Here is a 26,332-nt window from a genome sequence, read left to right as displayed (position 1 = left end):
AAGAGGGGGTCGGTGTATGAAGAAGTGGAGGGACAACCGAAAAGTCTTTTTAACTGCGATTGCTTTTGGGACGATGTTAAATCCTTTGAATTCCTCAATGATTTCTTTGGCCTTGCATCAAATTCAGCATGAATTCGGTTTGTCATTTACGACGGTATCTTGGCTTATTTCGTCTTTTTATTTAGCTAGCGCGGTCACACAGCCGGTGAGCGGACGAATTGGAGATCATGTGATGAGCCGGAGAACACTCTTTTTATTTGGACTTGTTTTAGTGGGAGTTTCAGCCGTTTGTGCACCGTTCGCTCCGACATTTGCTGTGCTGATTGTGATTCGGCTTCTTCAGGCGATTGGAAGCAGCGCGATCTATCCTTCAGGTGTTGGACTGATTCGGGATCATGTGAAGGAACGACAGGCTTCTGCTTTAGCGGTATTGTCCATCTTTGCTTCAGCGATGACAGCACTCGGGCCGACACTTGGCGGGTTTTTGATGACGATCGGCAGCTGGCCGGCGATTTTTTTAGTGAATCTGCCCTTTATATTGATCAGTTTTATTCTTGGCCTTTCCTTATTTCCTAAGGAGAAGAAGAAAAAAATGCGCTTCGGAGACACTGTCCGAAAGCTTGATTTGCCAGGGATGTTGCTATTTACAGTTTGTATTGTCCTTTTGCTTTCTTTTTTATTATCACTATCTGATGGTATTCAGTATGTACAGGGCATTCTCTGTCTTGTGAGTGCGGGTGCTTTTATATGGTGGGAGCATCAAGTGGATGAGCCATTTATCCAAATTCGGATGTTCAGGCAGGAGAAACGTCTTTCACTTGTGTATGTGCAATTTATCATTTTAAATATTTTCTTCTATTGTCTCTTTTTTGGCTTGCCAAGTTATTTTCAGGATGAATTGGGCTGGCGTGTGGAGATGACAGGTCTCTTTATGCTCTGCATGTCTGGAGTGAGCATTATGGTATCACCACTGACTGGCAAGTGGGTAGATCGCGGCGATGAACGTCATCCTGTTTTGGCAAGTGCTGTGCTGATGCTGGCCGGCGCTTCCGCAATGACTTTCTTTTTTATTCCTGCGCCATTATGGGGGAAAGGACTGGTTCTTGCTTTGCTTGGACTCAGTTACGGGATTGGAAATGTTGCGCTTCAAGCTGCGATGTTAAAAGCGAGCCCTCAGCAAATGATTGGCACGACCTCTGGGCTTTTTCAAACATGCCGGTACCTTGGTTCCATTCTGTCATCTGCCGTGCTTGGCATGCTATTTGGTGAAGAAATTGCTGGCTCTCATTTTGAGCAATTAGGCTGGACATTGATCATGATTTCTCTTGTCGGCATTAGCGTCAGCCTTTATTTTTCGAGTATGGTCAGAGGGAAACAAACAATGAAAAAAGCGGCTGGGATAAAGTAGAAGAGAGGACTTCTATACTTTATCGCAAGCCGCTTAAGAGTTGGACAGGTCTGACCCTTGGTCCTTTTGCTTCCTTCTGAAAATTTTGCCCACAATGTTCTCGTAAAATGTTACGATGCGGTCAATTGGAGAGTCAAAGAACTTCCATAATTTATTCATGATAAAGACAACCACAATCGATACGATCAAGCTACCTAATACATCAAATGGATAATGATGACCGACCCAGATGCGGGAGAACCCTGTCAGTAATCCAAAAACTAGCAAAATATTGCCGAGTTTTTTATTACGGGATCGAATGGCTAGTGAAAGAGCCAGTGCACCTGTTGTGTGATCACTTGGGAAGGAAGCGTCTGCTGAGTGCGGGATGAGTGTGTCGACTTTGTGCGCCACAAACGGCCGCTCTTCATAATAAAATAGCGTAATGGCAAAGTTGACGATGAGTGCCACGATGCCTGTTACACCAGAAAAGAAGACGTGCTTCTTAAATTTGTGATTACCTAAAAACCAGCAAATCAATAAGACGAGGGCATATACGAGAATGGCCTTTTTCGTAATGAAAATCATGGCCTGATCTAAAAACTCAGAATGATGAGCCATCCCGTGTATGACTTTAAACAATTCGTAATTCAAAACATCACCTATACTTTCGCTTAACGCCAACTATTTTTCAAAAGACCTGCTTGTTCATTTGAAATATCCTATATTTTAGCATGTTTTCAGTGAAGTTTAAAACAGTATCCTATTCTGATAGGGAAACCTTTTGTGCTTTTGCTTCTTGCGGTTTTCGTTCGCTCCAATAAAAAACGACCATACTGAGTAATACGACAACGCCAGCAATGAGATATACATTTGAAAAATCTGTGAAGCTGACAAGCAGTCCGAATACAAAGGACCCAGCGGCAATGCCTGTATCATACAGGGTAAAGAAAGTTGCTGTGGCATAGCCTGTACGGTGAGCTGGTGAGTGCTGTATCGCAAGTGTTTGCAGACATGGCACCAAAGAGCCGTAGCCAAGGCCGATGACAGCGCCAGATAAAAGAAGCATGGTGGCTGTTTGGGTAGCGGTCAGCATCCATAAACCAATCGCAAAGAGAGCAATCGATGGATAGATCACAATATGAGGCCCGACTCGGTCAAACAGTCTACCTGTAAATGGACGTGATCCAAGCATCGCAGCTGCAAATACAATGAAGAAATAACTGCTTGCACCCATCAGGTGAAGTGAATTGGCATAGACTGAAATAAATGAAATGATCGGCGAGTAACAAAAGGAAATAATGATTCCTACGGCTGCCGTTTTTAAAGCGCCTTTTTCAAACAGATGGGAAAAAGTGAATCGAAAGACGACACTTCCGCCGTTTTCAGGTTCTGGCTGTCTAATCAGCATTGTGAAAGCTGCGCCGATGGAGACGATGATGGAAAAGAGAAGAAATAAAGAATGGAATCCGACTTTTCCGACTTGATTCAGTGCGATAAACGGACCGATGACCACGGCAAGGTTCATCGACATGACAAAGTATCCAAGACCCTCTCCTCGTTTATGTTTCGGAATCATATCAGCAGCAATGGCACTTGCTACGGTTGTCAAAATGCTGAAGAAGATTCCTTGCACGAAACGCAGCATGAGAAGTGTTTGGAATTGATCAATTGGAATGTATAAATAAGTGAGCAGGGCAAAAGCCGTTGAAGAAAAAATCGCCATGCGTTTCTTGCCGAATTTCTCAATAACGGCCCCTGAAAATGGTCTTGTCACAATTGCTGATAATAAGAAGACCGTCACAAGGAGACCGCCTTGTGATTCTGTCCCGTTTAATTCATCCATTGTATAAATGGGGAGTAAGGTCAAAAGGGCATAAAAAGAGGTGAATGTAAATAAATTCACCAGGACAATCATGATAAAGTCTTTTGTCCAAATGCGTTCGTTCATGGTGTATGTCACTTCCTATTCAGTTGATAATTTGTGTAAAAGTGTATGGAGGAGTTGTTTTTCTTCGTAGGTAAAATCTGAAAGACATTCTTCTTCAAATTGTTCCATCGTCTGTTTGATTTTTTGAAACTTTGCTTTTGCATCGTCTGTCATGACGATGAGATTCTCACGTTTGTCTTTTCCTTGGACTCGTTTCACCCAGCCGTTTGCTTCTAGACGCGTCACGGTTCTGGTAATCGTCGGTGCTTCGACGTTCAAATAGGTCCAAATGTCTTTTTGCGTTTTAGGACCGAATGTATCCAAACAAAAAAGTACAGTCCACTGGGACATGTACAAGTCATAAGCAGCAAGCGCTTCGTTCGCTTTTTTAGACAGCAGCCGCGCGCTTTGATGTATTTGATGTAAACACTCTCTGTTTAACGTATCCATAGGCTCACCTTTATTCGTTATTTATCTAGGTAAATAAAATCACCTTTCCTATTTTACGTGTTACACCGATGCTTGTAAAGTGAAAATTTTCGCCACTCGAAATGATTTTTTGTTTTGTCTTTTCTGATAAATCCCTTGTCCCATCTTCATTTTTAGCATATTCCCTATGCAATGCTAATACACTGTTACAAACCTGACAAAGAGAGTGTTTGAGGTGAGGGATCGTGTTTGGCATTTACTACCTAATGGATGAGAAATTAAGACGAACAAGCGCCGCTGAAAATGGATAATATTGATACGGATCTCATTTCACACTTCTCACATCCATTTTAGGGAGGTCGAGTGGTGTGCACGATTACATCAAAGAGCGAACAATCAAGATAGGAAAGTATATCGTGGAGACAAAGAAAACCGTTCGTGTAATTGCGAAAGAATTTGGAGTCTCTAAAAGTACTGTACACAAGGATCTAACAGAAAGACTGCCAGAAATTAATCCAGATCTGGCTAACGAAGTGAAGGAGATACTGGATTATCATAAATCAATCCGCCACCTGCGAGGGGGAGAAGCCACAAAGTTAAAGTATAAAAAAGAAGAAATTTTAGAAGGTGAGCCTGTAAAACAGTAAGCTTTAGTTCTTTGTTCATAAACATGATATATATATCTTCCTCTTATCGGTAGTTTCTAACCACAAATTTTGTAAAGACTTTTGTAAAGAAATATCTTTTTTTCTGCAAATTATGATAGAATATATAATTAGGGCAGAATGTGGTATTTGCTATGGAAACAGATTTTCAAGGAGGATATATATAGATGTTTGCTAGGGATATTGGAATTGATCTTGGTACTGCCAATGTACTGATTCATGTCAAAGGAAAAGGAATTGTGTTAAATGAACCATCTGTTGTCGCTCTTGACAAAAACAGCGGGAAAGTTTTGGCTGTTGGAGAAGAGGCTAGACGTATGGTTGGACGTACGCCTGGGAATATTGTTGCGATTCGTCCATTAAAAGATGGCGTAATTGCTGATTTTGAAGTAACTGAAGCGATGCTCAAGCATTTTATTAACTCATTAAATGTGAAAGGGCTGTTCTCTAAGCCGCGTATGCTCATCTGCTGCCCGACAAACATTACATCTGTTGAGCAGAAGGCGATCAAAGAAGCTGCTGAAAAAAGCGGCGGGAAGCATGTATTTCTTGAAGAAGAGCCAAAAGTAGCAGCTATTGGTGCTGGTATGGATATTTTTCAGCCAAGTGGAAACATGGTCGTAGATATTGGAGGCGGAACGACAGATATCGCTGTCATCTCGATGGGTGACATTGTAACCGCCTCTTCTATTAAAATGGCTGGAGACAAATTTGATCTGGAAATTCTCAATTACATTAAAAAAGAGTACAAGCTGTTGATCGGTGAGCGAACTGCAGAGGACATTAAGATCCAAGTTGCAACGGTATTCCCAGACGCACGTCACGAAGAGATCTCGATTCGTGGACGAGACATGGTGACAGGATTACCAAGAACGATTACCGTCACAAGCAAAGAAGTAGAAGAAGCATTGCGTGAATCTGTATCTGCCATTGTTCAGGCTGCGAAGCAAGTTCTTGAGAGAACACCACCTGAATTATCAGCTGATATCATTGACCGCGGCGTCATCATTACTGGTGGCGGAGCGCTTCTAAACGGGCTTGATCAATTGCTTGCAGAAGAGCTGAAAGTACCAGTTTTCGTTGCAGAAAATCCAATGGATTGTGTAGCAGTTGGTACTGGCGTGATGCTTGATAATATGGACAAGCTGCCAAAGCGTAAACTCAGCTAATGATTTCCCTCATTCTTTTTAGAAAGAATGGGGGATTTTTATTAAAGAAGCCTGCCAATATGCCGATATATTTCATAGAAGATTGTGTACTGATGATTTTAGGTCATGTGAAAGAATTTGAATGAGGTGAGCACGTGTTAAAAGGACTATACACCGCAACATCTGCCATGATCGCTCAAGAGCGGCGGACAGAAATGCTTTCAAATAATATCGCAAATGCGAATACACCAGGCTATAAAGCAGATGAAGGGGCCATGCGCGCATTTCCAGAAATGCTGCTAAGCCGAATGGAATCAGGACGTTTCCAAACATCTTCAGGCAAAGGCTTTAGTATCCCGCAGCAAACGGCGATTGGCGGAATTAATACGGGAACATACATGCAGGAATTGATTCCTCAATTTACACAAGGAACATTAAAAACAACGGATCAAACAACTGATATCGCATTAGTAGAAAATAATGTACCCATCAACCCAGAGACAAATCAAAAATCAGCACTTTTTTATGCTGTGAATACACCAGATGGCGTTCGTTATACGAAAAGCAGTTCCATTACATTGAATGATCAAAATCAGCTGACAATCAATGGACGTGCCCTTCTTTCTGTGACGGGCCAGCCGATTACAGTTCAAAGTGAGAATTTCAAAGTGAACGCGGATGGAACTGTGAGTGAAAATGGACAAAACCTTGGACAAATTGATGTACGTGTTGCAATGGATACAAGAAACCTTGCGCGTGAAGGAAATGATTTATATCGTACAGCTGATAACCAGCCTCTTCCAAGTGCGGTCAATAACGGTCAAATGTCCTATACATTAAGCCAAGGTGTATCAGAGCTGTCGAATGTTGATGTGACGAAATCATATACAGAAATGACAACAGCCTACCGCGCATTTGAAACAAACCAAAAAGTGGTTCAGGCATATGATAAAAGTTTAGAAAAAGCAGTGAATGAAATCGGAAGAGTGTATTAAGAAGAAATGAAAGAGAGAGGAGGATTCTCATGCTTAGAACGATGATCAATGCAGCTGTGTCGATGAACGAGGTGCAAAAGCAGCTTGATATCATTAGTAATAACATCGCCAACAGTGAAACAACAGGGTATCGCGCGAAAAACACCCGTTTTTCAGAGCTGGTCAGACAACAGTTTAATCAGGTAGATGAAAAAAATGAGCAGGTGGCAAACAGTCGTCTGACGCCTGCTGGTTTAAGGCTTGGAACTGGGACGATGGTCAATGCATCCATTAACTCATTGCAAGGTTCTATTAAAGAAACAGGCCGTGACCTTGATGTTGCATTTGGTGCACCATCTCAGTATTTGCAGGTCAATGCTGGCGGTAACATCCGGTATACAAGAGATGGCTCTCTTTATTTACAGCCAGGCAATAATCAGAATCAAGTCCAGCTGGTGACAAGCGAAGGCCATCCGATTCTTGACGAAAATGGGAATGAGATTGTCTTAAATGCAAATTTCCGTGATATTTCTATTGATAAAAATGGCCGGCTTACGGCTATTTCTCGAGGTAATCAACCGAATCAGCAGGTGAATCTTGGGGTTGTTCAAGTGAATAATTCTTCGGCACTCATCTCTGAAGGAGAAAATTTGTTCTCAGTCGACGGCAACTATCAAGGCGCTTTAACGGCACTGAATGGGGCAAACCGTCAGGCCGTTCAACTTCAGCAAGGTGCTCTTGAAACGTCGAATGTGGACATGTCTAAAGAATTAACAGACCTCATGACAACACAGCGTTCGTATCAGATGAACTCAAGAACCATTACGATGGGCGATCAGATGCTAGGACTCATTAATACTATTCGATAATGAGCAGGCGGATGTCAGCCTCTCATGATAAAAAAGGCGGCTCGCTCAAAGTCGCCCTTTTTTTTATAAAAATCTGAGACATCTGCAAGCAGATCTTCAAGATCAATCCAGGCTTCTTTTCGTTCAAGACATGTGACGAGTGTAGCAATCTGTTCATCTGCTTTGGGCGTTTCGCTGTAGAGAAGGAATAAAATTTGGAACTTGATTCTTAATAGATCAAATTGGGCATCAACGGCTTCTTTTAGCCCTTTTTGAATATACTTCATTCCTTCATCAGTTAAATTCTCTTTAAAGCAGGAACGCACAGTTTCATAGAGACACGATACATAGGAAAGGGCAGATTTCTGGTATGCCGGGAGCCGAAGCGCTTTTTTAAAGTATTCTAGTGCTTCCTTGTGACGGTTTTGTCTCGACTTGATAAAACCAGCGTCATAATACACGATACCAAGCAGTTCTTGGTCATCAATCATTTTCACGTATTCGATAATTTCAATAAAAATAGCTTCTGCTTCTTCATATTTTTTTTGGTCACTAAAGTTAAGTGCGAGCACAATTTTGCACCGATAAATGCTGTGGATATCCCCGTGCTTTGCAAAAATATCCATGGCTTTTTCAACATGTCGAATAGATAACAGTGAATAGCGGTTGTTATAATAAACACCACTTGTACGGAAATGAAACTCTGCTTCCTCCAGTTCATCGTCTAGCAGGGGCAGTTTTTCTTCTGCTTTTTCAAGATAATGAATAGCATCATTTTGATCGCTCTTTAAAGATTCATATAAACCGAGAAAGAAGTAAAAATAATATTGCAGTTGATCGTTCATATGATCTTTGTGGAGCATGAGTTCATGCTTCAGTTTTTCTAATTCTTCTGTTTGGTTCATCCAGAGCTGGTGGCGAAAAAGCATAAGCTGATAATGTAAATGAAGCTCCTGTTTCCTTGCTAGTCTACGTTTATATTTGGTTAAGGACGTTTTGATCTCTTCAGCCTTCGAAAAATGTCGATGTTTTAGCATTGTATACCACGAATGGAGAAGTTTTTTAATGGATTTATCGCTTATAAAATTCATTTTTACCCTCTTATTCAATCAATGATGTAATATATATTACCATATTTGTGAAAAAACGATGAGTGTAGAGTGGATTATATTTCATGACAATAGGTAATGATAGATGCTATTTTTTACCATAAATGTTGGCTGAACATTGAAAAATGACTGCATTCATAATATACTTCAATAGGAATCAAATGAAGATCAGCGATATAGAAAAGAAGGAGAGATCAAGACATGCTTGATGCTCAGCAAATTCAAGACATTATTCCACACCGTTATCCATTTTTATTGGTTGACCGTATTTTAGAAGTTGATGGTGAGAAAAGAGCGGTTGGAATCAAAAATGTCACAGTAAATGAAGAATTTTTTAATGGCCACTTCCCAGGATATCCCGTCATGCCGGGTGTGCTTATTGTAGAAGCGCTTGCTCAAGTTTTTGGGGTCATCATGTTAGGGAAAGAAGAGAACAAAGGGAAAATTGGTTTGTTTGCAGGGATTGACAGCTGCCGATTCAAAAGACAGGTCAAGCCCGGCGATCAGCTACGTTTAGAGGTTGAAGTCACGCGTCTTCGTGGTCCAGTTGCCAAAGGAAAAGCAGTTGCAACAGTAGATGGCGAAGTGGCATGTGAAGCAGAACTGACATTTTCTATCGGTCCTAAAGTATCGTAATGTGTCTGACGGTTCATCTTGAATGAACCGTTTTTTATATGGAAACATTCAGCTTCTACGGATAAGGACTTGCATTTTTGACAAAAAAACGTCATATTAGACAAAAAAAGATGAAGGTGATAAAGAATGCTGAAAGAATTTAGAGAGTTTGCCGTCAAGGGGAATGTGATTGACCTGGCTGTCGGTGTCATCATTGGGGGAGCATTTGGCAAAATTGTCACTTCTCTTGTGAATGATTTAATTATGCCGCTTGTTGGTATTATTGTTGGGGGGCATGATTTTAGTGGATTGTCTATTAAAATTGGTTCTGCTCAAATTTTGTATGGAAGTTTCATTCAAACAGTGGTTGACTTCTTGATTATCTCGTTTTCCATTTTTATCTTTATTCGTTATTTAAATAAATTAAAACGGAAAAAAGTAGAGGAAGAAGAAGTGGTTGAAACGCCAGATCAAACGGAAGTGTTGTTAACCGAAATTAGAGATTTATTGAAAAATCAAAGCCAATCAAAAGATGTGCAATAGAAAAAGAGCGGCTAATCCCGCTCTCAGCGTGTAGACAAACCCTCGCATTCTTTGTCAGGGCTGTGCTCCGGTGCTCACGAATATTAAATTCGCTCTGCTCCGGTGCTCGCCCTTCCTAGACTTCAAAGGTTTTCTATCACGCTGAAAAGGAAGACAAAGGGCTAAAATAAAGTTCATTTTAGCCCTTTGTCAACCATCTAAGAGCGGCTAATCCCGCTCTTTTTTATGTGTTCTGTTTAAAAGCATCCAGTAGTTTTTCTCCTGACAGCCCCTCTTTGACGAGGTCTTTAAGTACTTCTTCGGTTTCTGTTCTGTAACGATTTGTGATCATTTTACCGTCGAGTAATACAGATATGTTTTCTTCTAAGGCAACGATGTTTTTGACTTGGACAGATAGATGAACAGGGCGGTTGTTTTCTTTTGTAATCGTCACGAGAATCTTTACTTCTGTATGCTGCTGGAAGAGCACCTCAAACACTTGTCTATGCTTCTTTGGAATCAGTGCCTCGATCATCCAGTGGTTTTCGCCATCTTCTTTATTAATGATTAAGCCGTCACGAAGGGGAATGCTGGACATTTTATCTTGCTTTGGATCAAGTTCGATTTTTAAATCAATCAGCCTAAAGGTTTTCATATTTATCACCTCACAAGCGTTCATTATTCGTAAGTATCATTATAGCATACAACATCTGTATAAATGAAACCGCTGCCTACTCAGAACTAGCTGCATATAAGTGAAAGGAGATGTTTTATGGAGTCCTATCAACTTCGAAACATACATATTGGTGAGGAAAAGGAAAGCAATGTGAGGGTCTATACATGGGGAGACATTCTCTCATTTTGTGATGTGTATATGGAAGAAGGGGAGTCCCTCACTTTTCAATACGTGACAGACGATCAAATGGACTGTTTCGAGTTTCAATTGTCCATTCATGATGGAAGGCTTTGTTTTTATTGGTTTGCGTGGGACGGGTCTGACTATATTCACATGCCTTCTAGTAATTGGATTCATTCAGATGTTTTTTATCAATTTATGAAAAATAAGTATTTCGTCAAACAAAATAAGATGATGTTTTATACGCAAGCGGTAAAAAGTAAAAATGATTGAGAAAATAAAGAATTTGAAGAACGATTTTGTCATTTTCGTTTTTTGTCTCTTGTGCTATTTCTCAGTAGACTAGGGTTAGCTGAAAGGAAAGGAGGCAAAAGGCAAAGGTCTAGCATCTCGCAGCCCCCCTCTAGCTATAGATGATAGACTTTGCCTTGTACACATATTCACTGCGTAATAGTAGAACCAAGATTTCTTTGTATCAGTCATGTGTCCCCCTGTGAATCCCCTTATGTGTATCCGGTCATGTAGCGTGACCGGGTACTCTTATATTCATTGATAAGCCGATCATCCCTTGCAAATAGTGAATACTCATTTCATAATGATGATGGATTTGATAAACGGAAGGTCAACTGAAAATGAAGGCAAAAAAGGAGAGACCGATGACAAACATTCAATTAATCGCAACGGATTTAGATGGAACTTTATTGAACAGTGAGCACAAAGTGAGTCAGGAAAACGAGCAGGCGTTAAAGGAAGCAGCAGCGAGCGGGATTGAGGTTGTCGTTTCAACAGGAAGAGCGTATTTTGATGTGAAATCTATTTTTGATCAGCTTGGGATGAATACGTGGGTCATCAGTGCAAATGGAGCTGTGATTCATGATCCAAAAGGTCAGGTATATCATTCGGCTGTTCTAGAAGAAGAAAAAGCAAAACACATCTTATCATGGCTTGAGGAGCGTGATTATTACTATGAAGTGTTTACGAATGAAGCCATTTACACACCAAACCGCGGCAGAGAGCTTCTGGCGATAGAAATAGACCGCTTAAAGAGTGCAAATCCAGAAACGGATCAGCGTGTTCTCGAGCAAGCGGCTGAAGTTCAATACAGCCAGTCAGGTTTTGCTTATATTGATACATATCAAGAATTGTTTCGTGAGGATCAGCAGCTTTCATTTTATAACATCTTAGGTTTCTCATTTTTTCAAGACAGATTGAAAGCCGGATGGGATACGTTTGGACATGATTCTGAATTAACATTGGTTAGTTCGGCTGATCACAACTTTGAAATTGGTGCAAAGGATGCGTCGAAAGGGCAGGCGTTAACCAGGCTGGCAGAAAAGCTCGGTATTCCATTAAGCCAAACAGCGGCTGTAGGAGACAGTTTAAATGATGAATCGATGATTCGGGCAGCTGGGGTTGGAATCGCAATGGGGAATGCGAGAAAGGATATAAAAGAATTAGCTGATCATGTCACGTTAACAAATGATGAACATGGTGTGGCACATATGATTCAACATCTTTTGAAATAATCGAATTGTAGGTATTTGTATAAATGACATAGGGTGAAGCGCATTCTACAAAAGAGGAATTCAGAACTACGTCTATTTACACCTGCTGTGGAACATCATATAATTTAATTATGAATATAACCCGCTCGTAAGGAAGTGAAGGAGAGTAAACGAATGGCGCTGGAATCTTATAAGTCCGACAATCTGCATTTAATCAAGGAAGCCTTAGACTATACTCAGGTTGGCCTGACGGTGACGGACCCGTCTTTACCTGATAATCCTTTAATATATGTGAACAAGGGCTTTTTAGATATGACAGGCTATCAAGAAACCGAAGTATTAGGAAAGAACTGTCGTTTCCTTCAAGGAGATGAAACTGAACAGATTGCTCTCAAACAAATTAGGGCAGCCATTGAAAACAAAGAGGCTGTCACTGTTCAGTTGAAAAACTATAAAAAATCTGGTCAAATGTTTTGGAACGAATTGAGTGTGGCACCTCTATGGATTGATGAAAATGAAGGGAAACGCCTTTATTTCGTTGGTCTGCAAAAGGATGTTACGAAAGAGAAGGAACAGCAGGAACTTCTTGAGCAATCCATTGATGAAGTATTGAATATTTCTGTCCCGATTGTTCCGGTGAAGGATGGTATCTCTGTCCTGCCGATTATTGGTACGTTAACAGCGCCAAGGTTTGATAAAATCATCTCAACAGTCTCCACTTATATCTCTCAATCCAAAGACGATTACTTCATTGTGGATCTGTCTGGTTTATTAGAGGTGGATTCATTTGTGGCGGATGCAATCTTTAAGCTAAACGATTTGATTTTAATGACTGGCACAGAACTGATCGTGACAGGTATTAAACCAAATCTTGCGATGAAAATGGGAGAAATGAGAGAAGACTTCCGTGAGTTGAATACGTATATGAATGTGAAATCTGCATTGAAAAAGCTGCAAATTTAAGCATTCCTTTATATGAGATGAAATAAAGAGGACTTTTCATCAAGTTTGAGAAAAGTCCTCTTTTTGCTGTCATTAAGATGATTGAGCGGCCGCACTTAACGTGAATAGATCTTCTAGTTCGTTCGTTGACAGCTCTGTAATCCAGCTTTCACTTTGGATAATTTGATCATTTAACGTTTGTTTTGTTTCGAGCATTTGATCAATTTTTTCCTCTATCGTGCCGGTTGTGATCATCTTATGGACGTGAACAAACCGCTTTTGTCCGATGCGGTAAGCACGGTCTGTTGCTTGGTTTTCTACAGCAGGATTCCACCATCTATCGTAGTGAATGACATGATTGGCGGCGGTTAAGTTTAGTCCGGTTCCTCCTGCTTTTAAAGAAAGAATTAAGATGTTGAACTCTTTTTTCTGGAAGCGTTCCACCATTTTGTCCCGCTCATGTTTTGATAAGCTCCCATTTAAAAATTGAACTGGTTCTCCAAACATCTTTTCAGCCAGCTGTTTGATCATGTTGCCCATTTCAATATACTGCGTAAAAATGAGACAGCTTTCTCCTTGTTCGTGTATGGCTTTTAAAAGCTCTGCTAATTTATCCATTTTTAATGAACGTTTCAACAATTTCACGTCTGTCCCGCTTTCTTTTAAATAAAGAGCAGGGTGATCGCAAATTTGTTTGAGTCTGCCAAGCATACTTAAAATGATGGCTTTCCGCTGCATCCCTGTTAATGAGGCCATATGTTCGAATGTATCTTTGACCAGCTGTTCATATAAAGATGCCTGCTCTGCAGATAGCGGGATGAATTCTTTTTCTTCTAGTTTCTCTGGCAGATTGAGTGCAACTTCTTCATCTTGTTTTGTTCGTCTTAATAAGAATGGCTTGATCAGCTGCTGCAGCTGTTGGATTCTTTTTTCTTCACGGTCTTTTTCAATCGGAAGGACGAACTTTTTATGAAAACTGGTCAGGCTGCCGAGATACCCTTTGTTCACGAAGTCAAAAATAGACCAAAGCTCTGTCAAGCGGTTCTCCATCGGTGTCCCGCTGAGGGCAATGTGGTGCTGTCCTTTTAATTGCCTAATGGCTCTCGATTGTTTCGTATGGGCATTTTTAATATTCTGGGCTTCGTCTAAGCAAATCGTATTCCACTTGGCTGCTGTTAATTCATCACGGTCAGAATGTGAGAGGCCATACGAAGTGAGGACGATATCTGTTGACTCGTATGCTTTTGTAAAATGCTCACCTTGTGGACGTGACGGTCCGTAATGCAGAGCGACATTTAAATGTGGTGCGAATGTTTCAAGCTCTCTTTGCCAGTTCCCTAATACGGAAGTCGGTGCAATGATGAGAGATGGAGCGGCGTCTTGTTGATGTTCTTTCAAATAGGTGAAATAAGCGATCATTTGAATCGTTTTTCCAAGTCCCATATCATCTGCTAAACAAGCCCCGAATCCATGAGACCTTAAGAACAGAAGCCAGTTGACACCATGCTGCTGATACGGGCGCAGTGTGCCCTTAAAGGACTCACTCATCTCGTAGGATGGCAGCTCTTGTGTATCATTTAACTGATGAACAAGCCCTCGTAATTGAGACGAAAGTTCAAATTGAATATGGGTAAAGGCCGAACTGTCTAGCAGCTCAGGAATCGACTCAGAGGAGGCTTCTTGGTCTGCGAGTTCACGTGACAAAATATCCGACATATGAAGTCCTTCATTCTCGGCGCGCTCCATCCATTTCTTCATTTGCTGGATAAATGTCGGATCGATTTTAATCCATTGTCCACGAATGTTGACAAGGCGCCTTTTACTTTGAACAAGCTCGTTGAACTCATCTTCTGTCAGCTCAATACCGTTTGTGGCAAAACGCCAATTAAAGTCCATAAGGGCATCCATTCCAACGTGCGATTCGCCACGTGGTGTGGAGGAAATCCGTGCTTTTAGCATCATTGTGCTTTCTTTGACGATCTGCCACCATGATGGGAGCAGGATCTCAATACCCATGTTCACAAGTGTTTCACTTGCTTCAGATAGGAAGAGCCACGCTTCTTCTTCTGACATGAGGGTCGTACCAGATGTAAATGAGAGCCATGGGACAATCTGACCGAACCGCTCCAGCTCTCTGGTGATTTTTTCTTGAAACGGGCGCCATGATTTTTTTAAAGAACGGATGCCTTCAAAGAAATGAAGATCACTGTTTTTCTTATCACGCAAAAACAATTCAATCTTCCAATCATCTCCGTCGAAATCAGGCTCATTTAAACGCAAGCCGACAGTGAAAGGCGTCTCATCATCAATCCAGCCAATCGTCTCCAAGAAATCCTGTTCATCTAAAAAATGTCCTTGGAAGGATGAAAGAGCAGGCGATTGTGCAGTCATTCGGTTCCATTTGTGCTGCAGGGCATCATCATATTGAATGTAATCCTGTACGGCAAAGGAGAACCAATCAGCTGTGTAGCCATCTAACAGGCCTTCTTTGTCTTTAAAGCGAAGCATCCCTTCTGTCCATGCCTCGTAATCTGGGACAAAATCTTCATCCTCGATGAATTCGTAAATGGTTGAGGCTGTTTTCATAAGCGGCTCTGTTTCATCCGTTAACGTCACATGGCTGAAAGTATTGAATGAATTTTTCCCTAGCAATTCAACGGTCATCCAAGGACTTAACAGGAAGGCAGGTGTGCCAATAAAGCTCACATCTTCTAAGAATGTTCCGTAAAAAGATGATTCGTGCCATTGGAAAAGCTGCCTCTTCATTTCATTTAGCGGTACAGGCTGTCCGTCCTCTGCTTGCGCTGAAATGGTGAAAGAGAAATCTTCGGTTTGTTCTGCATGAATGACAATTTGTTTATGGCGTGTCATCAATTAATTTTCCTTTCTTCATTTCCTCTTGGAACGCACGCAGCCGTTTTGTTGAATCTTGCAGCTGCTGTAAATACCTTTCCCACATCGCGTTTTTTTTCGTTTTATGATAAAGCGTACGCAGTTTTTTGAGCATTTTCACAGATTCTCGGTAAGCACTTCGATTCTTTTGATCGAGAAGCAGTGAGATTTCCCGATGGTACGAAGGAATGAGTGCTTCAGGCTCTTCCTTTGCAATCTGTTTGATCAGTTCTTTCTCCAATTCACTGATGGAGAAACCAACGAGGCTGTGTATTTCAATCCATTCTGCATAGCGTTCTTGTGCATATAAGAGCTGACTATATTCAGTAAAGGCATAAGGCATACAGATTTGAAGATAGCGTTCATACAAGAAATGATCTTTCGTCTGTTTAAAGTACGCATCTAAATAAAAGAAGAAATCGCTGACGGCTCCACGCAGTTCTCTATAAGATAGGTCAAGCTGGCAATATTCTTCTAATACATATGTGATCTCTTGATACCAAAGTTTGAGACGCTTCCAGTCCTTGCGGTTTGTGAGATCTTTTAACCAATTGAGCACATTTGGCAGCATATGTGCATTGAGCAACTTTAATTGCTGGAAAAGTCTTTCGTCTTCTTTTAGCAAATAATCCATATGCATCAGCCCAATGGTACGCTCAACCGTTTGCTCCTGCTGTTGGGCGCTCTTGAGTAATTCTGTTTCTTTTTTGACCCATTTCCCTCTATTTAATATAGTTCCCCACATTTCCATAAAGACCGCAACTCGTTCATGCTGGAAAGGTCCGCTGATTTGAAGAAGTGTCCGAACGGCAGTTGGTGTGTTTTCAAGAAACGGATCGAGGGAAAAGGAAAGGGCGTATGTCCTCAAATGATCCACTGAATCAAAAATGGTGTTCATGAGCTGTTCTACATATGGATTCATCGAATAAAAGTCTTTTTCGGCATCAAGGCGGCCGAGGTCGATTAGCTCATGGAGCCTTAACCACACATCGATGGACGTATGAATCGCATACAAACTCTTGAATTCAGGTGAAGTGGGTGCGTGTTTTTTTAGGATCGATAAATAGCCGTAATACAAATGCTGCGGTGTTTGCTGGTGCTTCGGTGTCCGTTTCAGCCAGAGGTGAAATTCCTCCTGGAAAAAATTCAGCCAGCTCTGAAGTGATTGTTCATCTGGGCGCTTCACTTGAAAGTGCTGACGAATGAGTTCTTTGCTGCGCTGTAATTCATCCTTCTCTGACCAATTTTCTGTAAAGGCGGTCACACTCTCTACTTGAGCGTATAGCGAAAAGAAGACAGCGAGGATGTGTTTACATAGTCCATCAGCTGGACATGAACAGCTGCTTCTCACTGGAAACAACACATGAAGGTGGACTCTTGCTGCCACGACATCATGTACATAAGCTGACCATTCGGTATCAGACTCTTGCTTGAGCCGATATACGCTGTCCTGTCTATAAGTAATCAATGCTTTTTTGATGAGTTGCTTGTTTTCATCTGTCGCAGGAAGAAGTTCTTTGATCTGTTCGGCTGTTTGTTCGATTTCTTCTTCGTTGATGTTGTGCTGAAGCATTTGATCCGCTCCTAACCAAGTAAAAGATTCCAATTCTTTTATTATAGCTCAATGGTGATTTATAAAAAAGTTTTTCATGAAAATGGTCATAAATTTCAAAAGCTGTCGAATGATGTATTAGAGTATTGCATAAACCAACCATACAGCATATAATAATGAAATTAGTGGAATCGAAAGGATACAGACATGGATAATAAGGGTTTAAATCAAGAAGAGTTTTTAAAGATTTTGATGTACGCTCATGATATTGGGGAAAATTCAAATGATGTCACAACAAAAGAAATGCTTGAAAATTTGATTGCTCATATTCGAAATGGTCTTGTTTCATAAAAGTAGCCCCCTGCTCTCTCAGCAGGGGGTTTTTGTATGCTTTTATGAATGGAACGAAAACCCCCGGCATACGATGACATTACAAGCATAAGGAGTATGGGGAGCTGATGTGTCATGAAGGTTGCGATTGCAGGCTGTGGGTATGTAGGGCTTGTCACAGGGGTGTGTTTAGCAGAGGCGGGACATGATGTGACATGTATTGATATTGATCGGCGAAAGATCATACAGCTGAAGCAAGGGAAGCCTCCGATGTACGAGCCGGGATTAAAAGAACTGCTCAAACGGAATATTGAGCAAGGACGCATTTCTTTTCACATCAATGGAGCATCAGCCTATTCGCAGGCTGACGTGTTAATGATTGCTGTTGGTACGCCGCAGCAGGCAGACGGTCAAGCTGATTTGCAGTATGTCTTTCAAGCGGCAAAGGAGATGGGTTTACAAGCAAAGCCAGGCGCAGTGCTTGTCGTGAAAAGTACAGTGCCTGTCGGAACGGGTGATCAAATTGATCATTTGATTCATTACGTATTAGGTCGTAAGGAGCCATTATCTATCGCATCTAATCCAGAATTTTTACGAGAAGGGTCTGCCATCTCAGATACGCTGCGAGCGGATCGGCTGGTGATTGGAGCCGAAACAAAGAACGGATTAGATCAGCTAGAGTCTATGTATGCGGATTTCCACATTCCATTCGTGAGAACAGATCGGAAAAGCGCAGAGATGATCAAATACGCATCAAATGCATTTCTTGCCACAAAAATCAGCTTCATGAATGAAATTGCTTCAATTTGTGGAAAAACGGGAGCTGATGTGGAGAGAGTCGCAGAGGGGATGGGACTCGATCAGCGGATTGGTGCTTCGTTTCTTAGGGCAGGTATTGGTTACGGAGGTTCCTGTTTTCCGAAGGATACAAATGCCCTTGTCCAAATTGCAGGGCATGTGTCCCATGATTTTGAGCTATTGAAGGCTGTCATCAAAGTCAACAATGAGCAGCAAGCAAGCTTTATTCGAAGTGTGAAGGAGCGAATGGGAGAAAACTTGGAAGGGAAGAGAATGGCTCTTCTTGGCCTTTCCTTTAAGCCGAATACAGATGATATGAGAGAGGCGCCGTCAATCCCGATCGCTCATCAGCTCCATCAATTAGGAGCGGAAATTGTAGCCTATGATCCTGCTGCCGCTCGCAATGCGGCTCAAGAACTGCCTGATCAAGTCTTTTTTGCTCAAACGATTGAAGAGGCGATAAAGGATGCTGATGCTGTCTGTATATTAACTGAGTGGGCGGATATTCAGTCCTTTCCACTTTCAGCATATAAAGATTTCATGAGGCAGCCGATCATTTTTGATGGCCGGAATTGTCATACGCTTGAAGCGGCAGAAGTAGCTGGGGTCGAGTATCATTCTATTGGGCGCAGGCCTGTTTCTCCTATTTATATGTAAACGAAAAAACCGATAACTAAGATTATCGGTTTTTTTCGTTAATGAGGAAGAATGAATCCGCCATATAAAAATGCAGCCACTATTAGAAAAGCAGGGTGCAATTTGAACTTGGTCATAAAGAAAAATGAAATGGCGGCAATGGCGAGCGATTGTGTCCAGCCAATCGCTTTCACGGCATCCCCGCCAATTTCCCATGTTAATAAAAGCATCATCATGGCAATGACAGGCTGCACAGATAGGGTCATGCCTTTGACGACAGGAGATTGGCGAAAACGGTCAATGAGTTTTAGCAATAAAATCAATCCAATAGCAGACGGCAGTACCGTCGCAAGTAGTGCAACGATAAAGCCTGGCCATCCCATAACATCATAGCCTACATAAGCCGCAATTTTCGTAGCGATTGGACCTGGAAGTGCGTTGGCTAATGCGAGCATATTGGAGAACCCTTCGTTCGTCATCCAATGAAAATGATTGACGATTTCTTCATAATTGAGCGGAATGGAGGCAGGTCCTCCGCCATACCCTAACAGATTGGATAAGAAGAATGCCCAGAATAAAAAGAGAATCAGCATCACGAAGACACTCCTTTCTCTTTATTTGTTCGAGTCCAGCGATCTTTCAGTTTAAAATGAAAGGCGCCATAACATAAAAAGATGATGACAATGATTCCTGGATGAATCGAGAGAACTTGAAGACCGACAAATGCCAAAAGGAATAGGGCGATTCCGAAGATCATGCCGAAGCCCTTCAACGCTTTTTGTCCAAATTCATATGCCATGATTCCTAACAGAACGGCAATCACTGGTGTCACAGCACCGATCATATTTTGAATGATGACTGAAGAGCTTAAGACGCTGACAAGTGTAACAAGTGCCACCATAGCGAGACATGTCGGTAAAATATGTGTAGCTGTTGCAACAATGGCGCCAGATACACCTTTTAATCGATAGCCGAGGTATGCCGACATTTTCGTAGCAATCGGTCCAGGTAATGCGTTGGCGATGGCGAGTGTTTCTCCAAATTCGTCATCATTGATCCATTTGTATTTGACGACCGCTTCATGACGAATGAGCGGGATCACAGAAGGTCCTCCGCCAAATCCCAGAATACCGGTTCGCACCATGGCGATCATGAGTTCAAAATATGATTGCAAGTGGTTCAACTCCTATCTACAATTTCATGCCCATTCGGCTTTTGTATCGTTTAATGAGCATTTGACAGTCAACACTGACGACGCCTTCAAGCGGGTACAGCTTCTTTGTCAGGAACGTCTCCATTTCCTGTTCATTTTGAAAAATGCCATGCATATGCAGCTTGCTTGGTCCTGTCATATGATAAAGGCTTGTGACGGCTGTTTCCTGCTCAAGCTGAAGGGCGACTGTTTCTAAACATTTCGGCTCAACCTCTACGTTAAAAAAGACAGAGACATGAATGCCGATTTTTGCTGGATTAATGACAGCGGTGAATCGTTCAATGACACCTGCTTCAATGAGCTGCTGAATACGGGCTTGTACAGCAACACGGGAAAGGCCGACTTGTTTCCCTAGATCTGTATAGGACATACGCCCATCCTCGTGTAATAAGGAAAGAATTTCTTTATCTCTTTCATCTAATGTTAAGTTTGGAATGCGATATTCATGTGCCACCGTATAACCACCTTTCTTTTGTTGATATTCTATCATATTTCATTACGAATAGAATGTCTGATTTTTAATTGAATAACGAAATGAAATAATAAAGGAATATAAAACATCTTTTTGCATGAAAAAACACCCCGGATCACCGGGGTGTTTTCGTTTTATTGATCTGGGCTGCTTTCCGCACTGGCAATTTGCTGTGCAAGATCAGCACGATCAATGTCTGCTTGGAAGAACTCCTGCGTATTTGGAAGGTGTAAATTCATGTGACGTTTTTGAGAAATTCGGATGGTCACTTGATCCACAGTGTAATCAAATACGTGTCCGCCGACACTGCGATCATCATCAATAAAGTGGAGATGATATCCGCTCACCGCAATGCCATGTGCGTACTGCGGTGTTCGGAATCCTGCGATCGTCCCGCGAATATTTTCAAAATCGAAAATAGGCTGTGACTTGACTGCTTCCACCATCGGAACGTAAGGTTTTTCCTGTTTTTCAACCGTACGGGTTTGAACCTTTTTGAATGACCCATCGATGCGGATCGCATAAAAGACATTTTTGCTCGGTAAGATTCGGTCGATTTCTTCCTCTAACTCTTTGGACGTCATTGGTGCATCAATTCGGTGAACGATATCCGTGTCAAAGAATGCTAGAGAGCAGAATGGTGAATAATCTTGATCGGTTACTGGCGTGGCTGTTCCATCAGAGCGCAGTCGATAAAAAGCGCCATCAAAGCCGATCAGTTCTCCATCTAATTGATTGAATGTGCCAATGCCAAAATCACCGTGCTCGGGAATATGTGATAGGGAGAAATCTCCATCGTATACGGCTTCCAGCAAGGAGGTCATGGTCGATACTTGATAGACCTCTTGCTTTTTGTCCTGCGGTATTGTGTTATTTTGTTGATTCATTGGGTGCATCATACCCATATCCGCTCACTCCTTTAACGTAATGTATCGAAGTCTTATCTGACGTTCGTTGTGTGTTTTTCACGAAAGACTTCTGGCCATTTTTGACTGGCGAGGTCTGGGTTGTCTTGATAGTCTATCGGAATATCAATAATAACGGGTCCTTCTATGTTTATACCCTTTTGAAGGACAGTTGAAAGCTCTTCAGGTGAGTTGACACGTAATCCAGTTGCTCCAAAGCTTTCTGCATATTTCACTAAGTCGATCTGACCGAACTCAACACAAGACGTACGGTCATACTTCATTTCCTGCTGGAATGCCACCATATCGTATGTGCTGTCGTTCCAAACGAGATGAACGAGATTTGTTTTCATGCGCACGGCTGTTTCTAATTCCATGGCGGAGAAGAGAAAACCGCCATCACCTGAGACTGAAATGATTTTTTCATCTGGATTCAAGATGGAGGCTGCAATTGCCCATGGTAATGCCACGCCAAGTGTTTGCATTCCGTTACTCACTAGGAACGTGTTCGGTTCATAAACACGGAAGTGGCGAGACATCCAAATGGCATGAGATCCGATATCACATGTCACTTTCGTGTCATCTGGGATGAAACGTCTCAACGTATGAATGACATCCAGCGGGTGTGATAAATGACGTTCTCTTTCTGGTGCTTTTTCGATGTCACTTAACAGCTCTTGTAATTCTGTGACGAGATCTACATTCTTTTTGCATAATGAAAGTGGAACGCTGTCATGGGCTAGATGTTGCACCGTTTCAGATATATTGCCCACAAGCTCAAGCGTCGGTTCATAGAAATGGTCAATATCTGCCTGCATGTCATCAACATGGATGATTTGGCGCTGCTGCGGTTTCAAATTCCAATGCTTTGGATCGTATTCGATTGGATCAAAGCCAATGGTTAAAATCACATCCGCTTGCTCAATGAGAAGGTCCCCTGGCTGATTACGAAACAAGCCGATTCTGCCCACATATTGAGGCTCAAGCTCTCTTGAGAGAACGCCGGCTCCTTGGTACGTTTCGACAAATGGGATACCAAGTGTTTTTAATAATGTTCTTGTCGCATTTGCCGCAGCTGGACGGCTAGCTTTCATTCCCACAATTGCAACAGGTAAGTGCGCATTTTGAATTTTGGCGATGGCCGAACTGATGAGATCATCCGGTGCAGGACCTAGTTCTGGAGAAGGGTGAGCAGACACTGGTGTTTGTGTGGTGTGTTCGGTCACGACATCTTGTGGAAAGCTGATAAATGCTGCTCCAGCTTGCCCCCTTTGTGCCGCGCGAAAAGCATTTGTTAATGCTTCTGGTATATTGTTTACGTCTTGTACTTCAACGCTATATTTTGTCACTGGTTTGAATAATGCCGCATTGTCGAGTGATTGATGTGTTCGTTTGAGCCGATCCGCACGGATGACGTTTCCAGCGATTGCAACAACAGGGTCACCTTCTGTATTGGCTGTTAATAGACCTGTCGCTAAATTGGATGCGCCAGGACCTGATGTGACGAGACAAACGCCTGGTTTGCCAGTTAACCGACCGACAGCTGCTGCCATGAATGCCGCATTTTGTTCGTGTCTGCATAGCACAAGCTCTGGACCTCTGTCTTTTAATACATCAAATACTGCATCAATTTTTGCACCTGGAATCGCAAAAACATGGGTCACACCTTGGGCAATGAGCGTATCGACAATCAACTCTGCTCCTCGTTTTGTTAGGGGTTGTGTTTGAGAATTCATATACCCCGCACTCCTTTCGGCAAGTAAAATTTTTTATGAAAATATATTTTCATGATATGATTTACTATACATTTCACAAAATAAATTTTCCAATATATGTTTAACGTGGTTTTAATATGTTTCACGAATAAGTGTGTGAGGAGTGAAAGGATGGAACTGAGACATTTGCAGTATTTTGTCACAGTCGCGGAGGAACTGCATTTCGGCAGAGCGGCCGCACGATTGAACATGACACAGCCTCCACTTAGTCAGCAAATTAAGCAGTTTGAGGAAGAATTGGGATTTCCTTTGTTTCATCGGTCTAAACGGGTGGTGGAGTTAACAGCTGCTGGAAAGGTTTTTTTACATGAGGTCCGGGGGGTGCTGCACCAGCTTGATAAAGCCGTTGATCATGCCCGGCATACGGCAAGAGGAGAGCTTGGGAAGATTATCATCGGTTTCGTTGGTACAGCGACATATGATATTTTGCCGCCAGTTGTTCGTGAATTCAGAGAACTGTATCCCTCTGTTAGTATTGAGCTGCAACAGCTCTCTGTCTCGCATCAGCTTGAGGCGCTTTTGAATGGTGAGATTGATATTGGTTTTTTACATCCTACCTCACCGCAAGAAGAATTGGTCAGTCGTTTAATGAAGCAAAGTGAATGTATTTTTGCGATTCCGAAAAACCATCCGCTGGCGGAAAAAGAAGCGGTTACGATTGAAGATATTCGTGATGAACCGATTATTTCCTTATCAAAGGAATCATGGCCGTCCCTTTATCAGCATTTTGTCCTACTTTGTGAAAAGTACGGATTTTCACCCAATATCGTGCAGGAAGCAGCAGAATATCAAATGGTTATTGGTCTTGTCACAGCGGGAATCGGTATTGCTGTCATTCCAACATCGGCCCGGCGTTTATTTAATTTAGATGTAGTGTATCGGTCAATTGAAGGTGAGCAGCTACTCGCAGAATGGACCATTTCTTATAGACGAGAAAATCATAATCCGGCATTGTTTCATCTTGTCCATCATATTCTTCATCGCGCTGAGCCGGAGTAAGGGAAGAGAGAACGGGATATGGTATGATGTCGTTACATACAAGAGGAGGCGTGTCTGAAGTGATTACATTACAAATGGATCAGTTGTCACGAAAAGAAGCATATAAAGTATTATCTGGTTCCGTCGTTCCAAGACCCATTGCATTTATTACAAGCCTTTCTAAAGAAGAAGTCGTCAATGCTGCACCATTTAGCTTCTTTAATGTCATTAGCGGCCATCCTCCGCTCATCGCTGTTTCTATTGGACGTCGTCAAGGAGAGATGAAAGATACAGCAAAACATATCATCGACAGGGAAGAATTTGTTGTCCATGTGAGTGATGAAACGATAATTGAAGATATTAATGAAACAGCTGCTACAATGCCAGAGGAAGAGAGCGAGCTGACTCGCACCGGTCTTCATCAAGTGAAAAGCAGCGTGGTGTCAGTGCCTGGCATTAAGGAAGCACGCATTCGCTTTGAATGTCAGCTCGAAAAACATCTGACCTTTCAAAATGATGAAGGGGAGATCACAGTCGATCATATCATTGGCCGGGTGGTGTGCGCGCATTTAGATGAGTCCGTTTATGATGCAGACAAAGGATATATTTTTACGAATGAATTAAAGCCAGTTGCACGTTTAGCTGGAAATGATTATGCCCATCTAGGTACGCCATTTGTACTGAAGAGACCAGAATAACGTATAAAACCCCCGAGGCTATCGGGGGTCCAGCGTGTAGAAAAACCCTCGCATTTTTTGTCAGTCCTGCGCTTCGGTGCTCACGAATGTCAAATTCGCTCTGCTCCGGTGCTCGTCCTTCCTAGACTGCAAAGGTTTTCTATCACGCTGAAATGAAGACAAAGTGCTAAAATAAAGTTCATTTCAGCACTTTGTTTACAATCTAAAACCCCCGAGGCTATCGGGGGTTTAGTGTTTATTTCTTTTGTTCTAGTTTCAATGGCGCGGCGATATTTTTTTCTACCTTTTTGCCTTTTAATACATCGCCAGCAGCATCGACTGCCAGTTGACCGATCAGCTCTGGCTGCTGCGCGACCGTTGCAGATAGTTTTCCTGCTTTGATCGAGTTGAGTGCATCTTCGTTACCGTCGAAACCGACGACAAGAATGTCTTTTCCAGAGCTTTGGATGGCCTCTAATGCGCCAAGTGCCATTTCATCATTGTGGGCAAAAACGGCTTTGATGTCAGGGTTTCCTTGAAGAAGGTTTTCCATCACGTTGAGCCCTTTTGTCCGGTCGAAGTCAGCAGCTTGTTTTGCTGTGACATCTAACTCTTTGTCTGCGATTTGATGGAAGCCTTTTCCTCGTTCACGTGTCGCAGAAGCACCTGGTACACCTTCTAGTTCAGCCACTTTTGCTCCTTTACCAACCTTGTCGATGATAAAGTTAGCTGCCATTTCGCCGCCTTTGATGTTATCGGAAGCAACGAGCGCTTCAACCTTTCCGCTTTCTGCGGAGCGGTCTAATGTGATGACCGGTATGTCTGAAGCATTCGCAGATTCGACAGCCGTTGATATGGCAGAGGAATCGGCTGGGTTAATGAGTAATGCATCAACCCCTTGTTGAATTAAATCTTCTACATCACTCGTTTGTTTCGCTGAATCATTTTGTGCATCGGCAATGACAACTTCAATGCCAAGCTTTTTCGCTTCTTTTGTCACACCGTTTTTGAGAGAAACGAAGAATGGGTTATTTAAAGTCGAGATCGACAGTCCGATTTTCATGTCTTTTTTCTTGCCATCCTTTGTTGATTTGGCCCACTCTGGCGGTTCAAGCGAGCAGGCAGAAAGCATGAATAATGAGAGAGTCACGAGCAGGATTACATATTTTTTCAT

27 protein-coding genes are annotated in these 26,332 nt (G+C 42.1%); 14 read left to right on the top strand and 13 right to left on the bottom strand.

Annotated features, from left to right (window positions below; translation table 11 throughout):
• Window positions 1-16 precede the first annotated feature (16 nt).
• Entirely contained in the window at window positions 17-1,408 is a 1,392-nt protein-coding gene (locus tag NST57_RS18025; protein WP_341299003.1) for an MFS transporter, read from the top strand.
• A 33-nt stretch (window positions 1,409-1,441) separates the two neighbouring features.
• Here the strand turns inward: NST57_RS18025 and NST57_RS18020 are convergent, their stop codons facing one another.
• The 3 genes from NST57_RS18020 to NST57_RS18010 form a co-directional block, all read right to left on the bottom strand.
• Window positions 1,442-2,041 (bottom strand): undecaprenyl-diphosphatase, encoded by a 600-nt coding sequence (locus tag NST57_RS18020; RefSeq protein WP_008343330.1) that lies wholly within the window; start codon window positions 2,039-2,041, stop codon window positions 1,442-1,444.
• Between the two features lie 109 nt (window positions 2,042-2,150).
• Entirely contained in the window at window positions 2,151-3,338 is a 1,188-nt protein-coding gene (locus tag NST57_RS18015) for an MFS transporter (protein ID WP_142152941.1), read from the bottom strand.
• A 15-nt stretch (window positions 3,339-3,353) separates the two neighbouring features.
• Window positions 3,354-3,767 carry a MarR family winged helix-turn-helix transcriptional regulator gene (locus tag NST57_RS18010; RefSeq protein ID WP_008343328.1) on the bottom strand — a complete coding sequence of 138 codons (414 nt, stop codon included), beginning with the start codon at window positions 3,765-3,767 and terminating at the stop codon, window positions 3,354-3,356.
• Window positions 3,768-4,114: 347 nt separating this feature from the next.
• On the opposite strand from NST57_RS18010, the gene spoIIID reads away from it, so the two are divergent.
• The 4 genes from spoIIID to NST57_RS17990 all read left to right on the top strand — a co-directional run bounded on the left by spoIIID (window position 4,115) and on the right by NST57_RS17990 (window position 7,402).
• Window positions 4,115-4,393 (top strand): sporulation transcriptional regulator SpoIIID, encoded by a 279-nt coding sequence (spoIIID, locus tag NST57_RS18005; protein ID WP_008343327.1) that lies wholly within the window; start codon window positions 4,115-4,117, stop codon window positions 4,391-4,393.
• A gap of 185 nt (window positions 4,394-4,578) precedes the next feature.
• Entirely contained in the window at window positions 4,579-5,580 is a 1,002-nt protein-coding gene (gene mbl / locus NST57_RS18000; protein WP_012011515.1) for a cell shape-determining protein Mbl, read from the top strand.
• Between the two features lie 134 nt (window positions 5,581-5,714).
• The gene (locus tag NST57_RS17995) at window positions 5,715-6,554 is read left to right on the top strand and encodes a flagellar basal body protein (protein WP_142152939.1); all 840 of its coding nucleotides are present in this window, start codon (window positions 5,715-5,717) and stop codon (window positions 6,552-6,554) included.
• Between the two features lie 29 nt (window positions 6,555-6,583).
• The gene (locus NST57_RS17990) at window positions 6,584-7,402 is read left to right on the top strand and encodes a flagellar hook-basal body complex protein (protein ID WP_142152937.1); all 819 of its coding nucleotides are present in this window, start codon (window positions 6,584-6,586) and stop codon (window positions 7,400-7,402) included.
• A gap of 14 nt (window positions 7,403-7,416) precedes the next feature.
• Here NST57_RS17990 and NST57_RS17985 read toward each other — a convergent pair whose 3' ends face one another.
• The gene (locus NST57_RS17985; RefSeq protein ID WP_142152936.1) at window positions 7,417-8,472 is read right to left on the bottom strand and encodes a tetratricopeptide repeat protein; all 1,056 of its coding nucleotides are present in this window, start codon (window positions 8,470-8,472) and stop codon (window positions 7,417-7,419) included.
• Window positions 8,473-8,691: 219 nt separating this feature from the next.
• Here NST57_RS17985 and fabZ point away from each other — a divergent pair, with 219 nt between their 5' ends.
• Both fabZ and mscL read left to right on the top strand, forming a co-directional pair.
• Window positions 8,692-9,126 (top strand): 3-hydroxyacyl-ACP dehydratase FabZ, encoded by a 435-nt coding sequence (gene fabZ, locus NST57_RS17980; protein WP_007497564.1) that lies wholly within the window; start codon window positions 8,692-8,694, stop codon window positions 9,124-9,126.
• A 126-nt stretch (window positions 9,127-9,252) separates the two neighbouring features.
• Window positions 9,253-9,648 (top strand): large conductance mechanosensitive channel protein MscL, encoded by a 396-nt coding sequence (gene mscL, locus NST57_RS17975; RefSeq protein WP_007497563.1) that lies wholly within the window; start codon window positions 9,253-9,255, stop codon window positions 9,646-9,648.
• Window positions 9,649-9,871: 223 nt separating this feature from the next.
• On the opposite strand, the gene NST57_RS17970 is transcribed toward mscL, so the two are convergent.
• Window positions 9,872-10,282, bottom strand: a complete 411-nt coding sequence (locus tag NST57_RS17970) for a YwpF-like family protein (RefSeq protein WP_003215215.1) — start codon at window positions 10,280-10,282, stop codon at window positions 9,872-9,874.
• Between the two features lie 117 nt (window positions 10,283-10,399).
• Here NST57_RS17970 and NST57_RS17965 point away from each other — a divergent pair, with 117 nt between their 5' ends.
• From NST57_RS17965 to NST57_RS17955, 3 genes are all read left to right on the top strand, one after another.
• A complete protein-coding gene (locus NST57_RS17965) occupies window positions 10,400-10,756 on the top strand; it encodes a hypothetical protein (protein ID WP_008343305.1) in 357 nt (118 codons plus the stop codon).
• A 392-nt stretch (window positions 10,757-11,148) separates the two neighbouring features.
• Window positions 11,149-12,009 (top strand): Cof-type HAD-IIB family hydrolase, encoded by an 861-nt coding sequence (locus tag NST57_RS17960; RefSeq protein ID WP_341299238.1) that lies wholly within the window; start codon window positions 11,149-11,151, stop codon window positions 12,007-12,009.
• Window positions 12,010-12,162: 153 nt separating this feature from the next.
• A complete protein-coding gene (locus tag NST57_RS17955; protein WP_017360015.1) occupies window positions 12,163-12,951 on the top strand; it encodes an STAS domain-containing protein in 789 nt (262 codons plus the stop codon).
• A 72-nt stretch (window positions 12,952-13,023) separates the two neighbouring features.
• Here NST57_RS17955 and NST57_RS17950 read toward each other — a convergent pair whose 3' ends face one another.
• Entirely contained in the window at window positions 13,024-15,801 is a 2,778-nt protein-coding gene (locus tag NST57_RS17950) for a DEAD/DEAH box helicase (RefSeq protein WP_341299002.1), read from the bottom strand.
• Window positions 15,788-17,395 (bottom strand): SWIM zinc finger family protein, encoded by a 1,608-nt coding sequence (locus NST57_RS17945; protein ID WP_142152930.1) that lies wholly within the window; start codon window positions 17,393-17,395, stop codon window positions 15,788-15,790. The genes NST57_RS17950 and NST57_RS17945 overlap by 14 nt, the downstream gene beginning before the upstream one ends.
• Before the next feature lie 186 nt (window positions 17,396-17,581).
• On the opposite strand from NST57_RS17945, the gene NST57_RS17940 reads away from it, so the two are divergent.
• Both NST57_RS17940 and NST57_RS17935 read left to right on the top strand, forming a co-directional pair.
• Window positions 17,582-17,725, top strand: a complete 144-nt coding sequence (locus NST57_RS17940) for a hypothetical protein (protein WP_003214884.1) — start codon at window positions 17,582-17,584, stop codon at window positions 17,723-17,725.
• 114 nt (window positions 17,726-17,839) lie between these two features.
• Window positions 17,840-19,159 carry a UDP-glucose dehydrogenase family protein gene (locus NST57_RS17935; protein ID WP_341299001.1) on the top strand — a complete coding sequence of 440 codons (1,320 nt, stop codon included), beginning with the start codon at window positions 17,840-17,842 and terminating at the stop codon, window positions 19,157-19,159.
• Between the two features lie 38 nt (window positions 19,160-19,197).
• Here NST57_RS17935 and NST57_RS17930 read toward each other — a convergent pair whose 3' ends face one another.
• The 5 genes from NST57_RS17930 to alsS form a co-directional block, all read right to left on the bottom strand.
• On the bottom strand, window positions 19,198-19,731 hold the full coding sequence (locus NST57_RS17930) for a chromate transporter (RefSeq protein ID WP_255816788.1): 534 nt from the start codon (window positions 19,729-19,731) through the stop codon (window positions 19,198-19,200).
• Window positions 19,731-20,291, bottom strand: a complete 561-nt coding sequence (locus NST57_RS17925) for a chromate transporter (RefSeq protein ID WP_142156122.1) — start codon at window positions 20,289-20,291, stop codon at window positions 19,731-19,733. Before NST57_RS17925 ends, NST57_RS17930 begins: the two co-directional genes overlap by 1 nt.
• Window positions 20,292-20,328: 37 nt before the next feature.
• Window positions 20,329-20,805, bottom strand: a complete 477-nt coding sequence (locus tag NST57_RS17920; protein ID WP_142152922.1) for an AsnC family transcriptional regulator — start codon at window positions 20,803-20,805, stop codon at window positions 20,329-20,331.
• Between the two features lie 152 nt (window positions 20,806-20,957).
• Window positions 20,958-21,719 carry an acetolactate decarboxylase gene (budA, locus tag NST57_RS17915; RefSeq protein WP_445818829.1) on the bottom strand — a complete coding sequence of 254 codons (762 nt, stop codon included), beginning with the start codon at window positions 21,717-21,719 and terminating at the stop codon, window positions 20,958-20,960.
• Window positions 21,720-21,763: 44 nt separating this feature from the next.
• Window positions 21,764-23,464 carry an acetolactate synthase AlsS gene (gene alsS, locus NST57_RS17910; RefSeq protein ID WP_142152918.1) on the bottom strand — a complete coding sequence of 567 codons (1,701 nt, stop codon included), beginning with the start codon at window positions 23,462-23,464 and terminating at the stop codon, window positions 21,764-21,766.
• A 150-nt stretch (window positions 23,465-23,614) separates the two neighbouring features.
• On the opposite strand from alsS, the gene alsR reads away from it, so the two are divergent.
• Together alsR and NST57_RS17900 are read left to right on the top strand one after the other, a co-directional pair.
• Window positions 23,615-24,502: an acetoin biosynthesis transcriptional regulator AlsR gene (gene alsR, locus NST57_RS17905; RefSeq protein WP_341299000.1), complete on the top strand. Its 888-nt coding sequence runs from the start codon at window positions 23,615-23,617 to the stop codon at window positions 24,500-24,502.
• A gap of 59 nt (window positions 24,503-24,561) precedes the next feature.
• On the top strand, window positions 24,562-25,179 hold the full coding sequence (locus NST57_RS17900) for a flavin reductase (RefSeq protein WP_200831196.1): 618 nt from the start codon (window positions 24,562-24,564) through the stop codon (window positions 25,177-25,179).
• Window positions 25,180-25,414: 235 nt separating this feature from the next.
• Here NST57_RS17900 and rbsB read toward each other — a convergent pair whose 3' ends face one another.
• Window positions 25,415-26,332, bottom strand: coding sequence for a ribose ABC transporter substrate-binding protein RbsB (rbsB, locus tag NST57_RS17895; RefSeq protein ID WP_341298999.1), 918 nt, complete (start codon window positions 26,330-26,332; stop codon window positions 25,415-25,417).

It is taken from the genome of Bacillus sp. FSL M8-0077, assembly GCF_038050255.1.
Taxonomy (GTDB): domain Bacteria; phylum Bacillota; class Bacilli; order Bacillales; family Bacillaceae; genus Bacillus; species Bacillus altitudinis.
Note: the sequence above shows the minus strand (reverse complement) of the source record. Positions and strands in the feature narration are given on the sequence as shown.

Bases quoted from the DNA above. Each gene is read 5' to 3' on its own strand.
- NST57_RS17930 (WP_255816788.1), bottom strand. From the start codon at position 19,731: ATGCTGATTCTCTTTTTATTCTGGGCATTCTTCTTATCCAATCTGTTA.
- NST57_RS18015 (WP_142152941.1), bottom strand. From the start codon at position 3,338: ATGAACGAACGCATTTGGACAAAAGACTTTATCATGATTGTCCTGGTG.
- NST57_RS18025 (WP_341299003.1), top strand. From the start codon at position 17: ATGAAGAAGTGGAGGGACAACCGAAAAGTCTTTTTAACTGCGATTGCT.
- rbsB (WP_341298999.1), bottom strand. From the start codon at position 26,332: ATGAAAAAATATGTAATCCTGCTCGTGACTCTCTCATTATTCATGCTT.
- NST57_RS18010 (WP_008343328.1), bottom strand. From the start codon at position 3,767: ATGGATACGTTAAACAGAGAGTGTTTACATCAAATACATCAAAGCGCG.
- NST57_RS17950 (WP_341299002.1), bottom strand. From the start codon at position 15,801: ATGACACGCCATAAACAAATTGTCATTCATGCAGAACAAACCGAAGAT.
- NST57_RS17970 (WP_003215215.1), bottom strand. From the start codon at position 10,282: ATGAAAACCTTTAGGCTGATTGATTTAAAAATCGAACTTGATCCAAAG.
- NST57_RS17940 (WP_003214884.1), top strand. From the start codon at position 17,582: ATGGATAATAAGGGTTTAAATCAAGAAGAGTTTTTAAAGATTTTGATG.
- budA (WP_445818829.1), bottom strand. From the start codon at position 21,719: ATGCACCCAATGAATCAACAAAATAACACAATACCGCAGGACAAAAAG.
- NST57_RS17935 (WP_341299001.1), top strand. From the start codon at position 17,840: ATGAAGGTTGCGATTGCAGGCTGTGGGTATGTAGGGCTTGTCACAGGG.
- alsR (WP_341299000.1), top strand. From the start codon at position 23,615: ATGGAACTGAGACATTTGCAGTATTTTGTCACAGTCGCGGAGGAACTG.
- NST57_RS17945 (WP_142152930.1), bottom strand. From the start codon at position 17,395: ATGCTTCAGCACAACATCAACGAAGAAGAAATCGAACAAACAGCCGAA.
- NST57_RS17990 (WP_142152937.1), top strand. From the start codon at position 6,584: ATGCTTAGAACGATGATCAATGCAGCTGTGTCGATGAACGAGGTGCAA.
- fabZ (WP_007497564.1), top strand. From the start codon at position 8,692: ATGCTTGATGCTCAGCAAATTCAAGACATTATTCCACACCGTTATCCA.
- mbl (WP_012011515.1), top strand. From the start codon at position 4,579: ATGTTTGCTAGGGATATTGGAATTGATCTTGGTACTGCCAATGTACTG.
- NST57_RS17965 (WP_008343305.1), top strand. From the start codon at position 10,400: ATGGAGTCCTATCAACTTCGAAACATACATATTGGTGAGGAAAAGGAA.
- NST57_RS17955 (WP_017360015.1), top strand. From the start codon at position 12,163: ATGGCGCTGGAATCTTATAAGTCCGACAATCTGCATTTAATCAAGGAA.
- mscL (WP_007497563.1), top strand. From the start codon at position 9,253: ATGCTGAAAGAATTTAGAGAGTTTGCCGTCAAGGGGAATGTGATTGAC.
- NST57_RS17985 (WP_142152936.1), bottom strand. From the start codon at position 8,472: ATGAATTTTATAAGCGATAAATCCATTAAAAAACTTCTCCATTCGTGG.
- alsS (WP_142152918.1), bottom strand. From the start codon at position 23,464: ATGAATTCTCAAACACAACCCCTAACAAAACGAGGAGCAGAGTTGATT.
- NST57_RS17925 (WP_142156122.1), bottom strand. From the start codon at position 20,291: ATGATCGCCATGGTGCGAACCGGTATTCTGGGATTTGGCGGAGGACCT.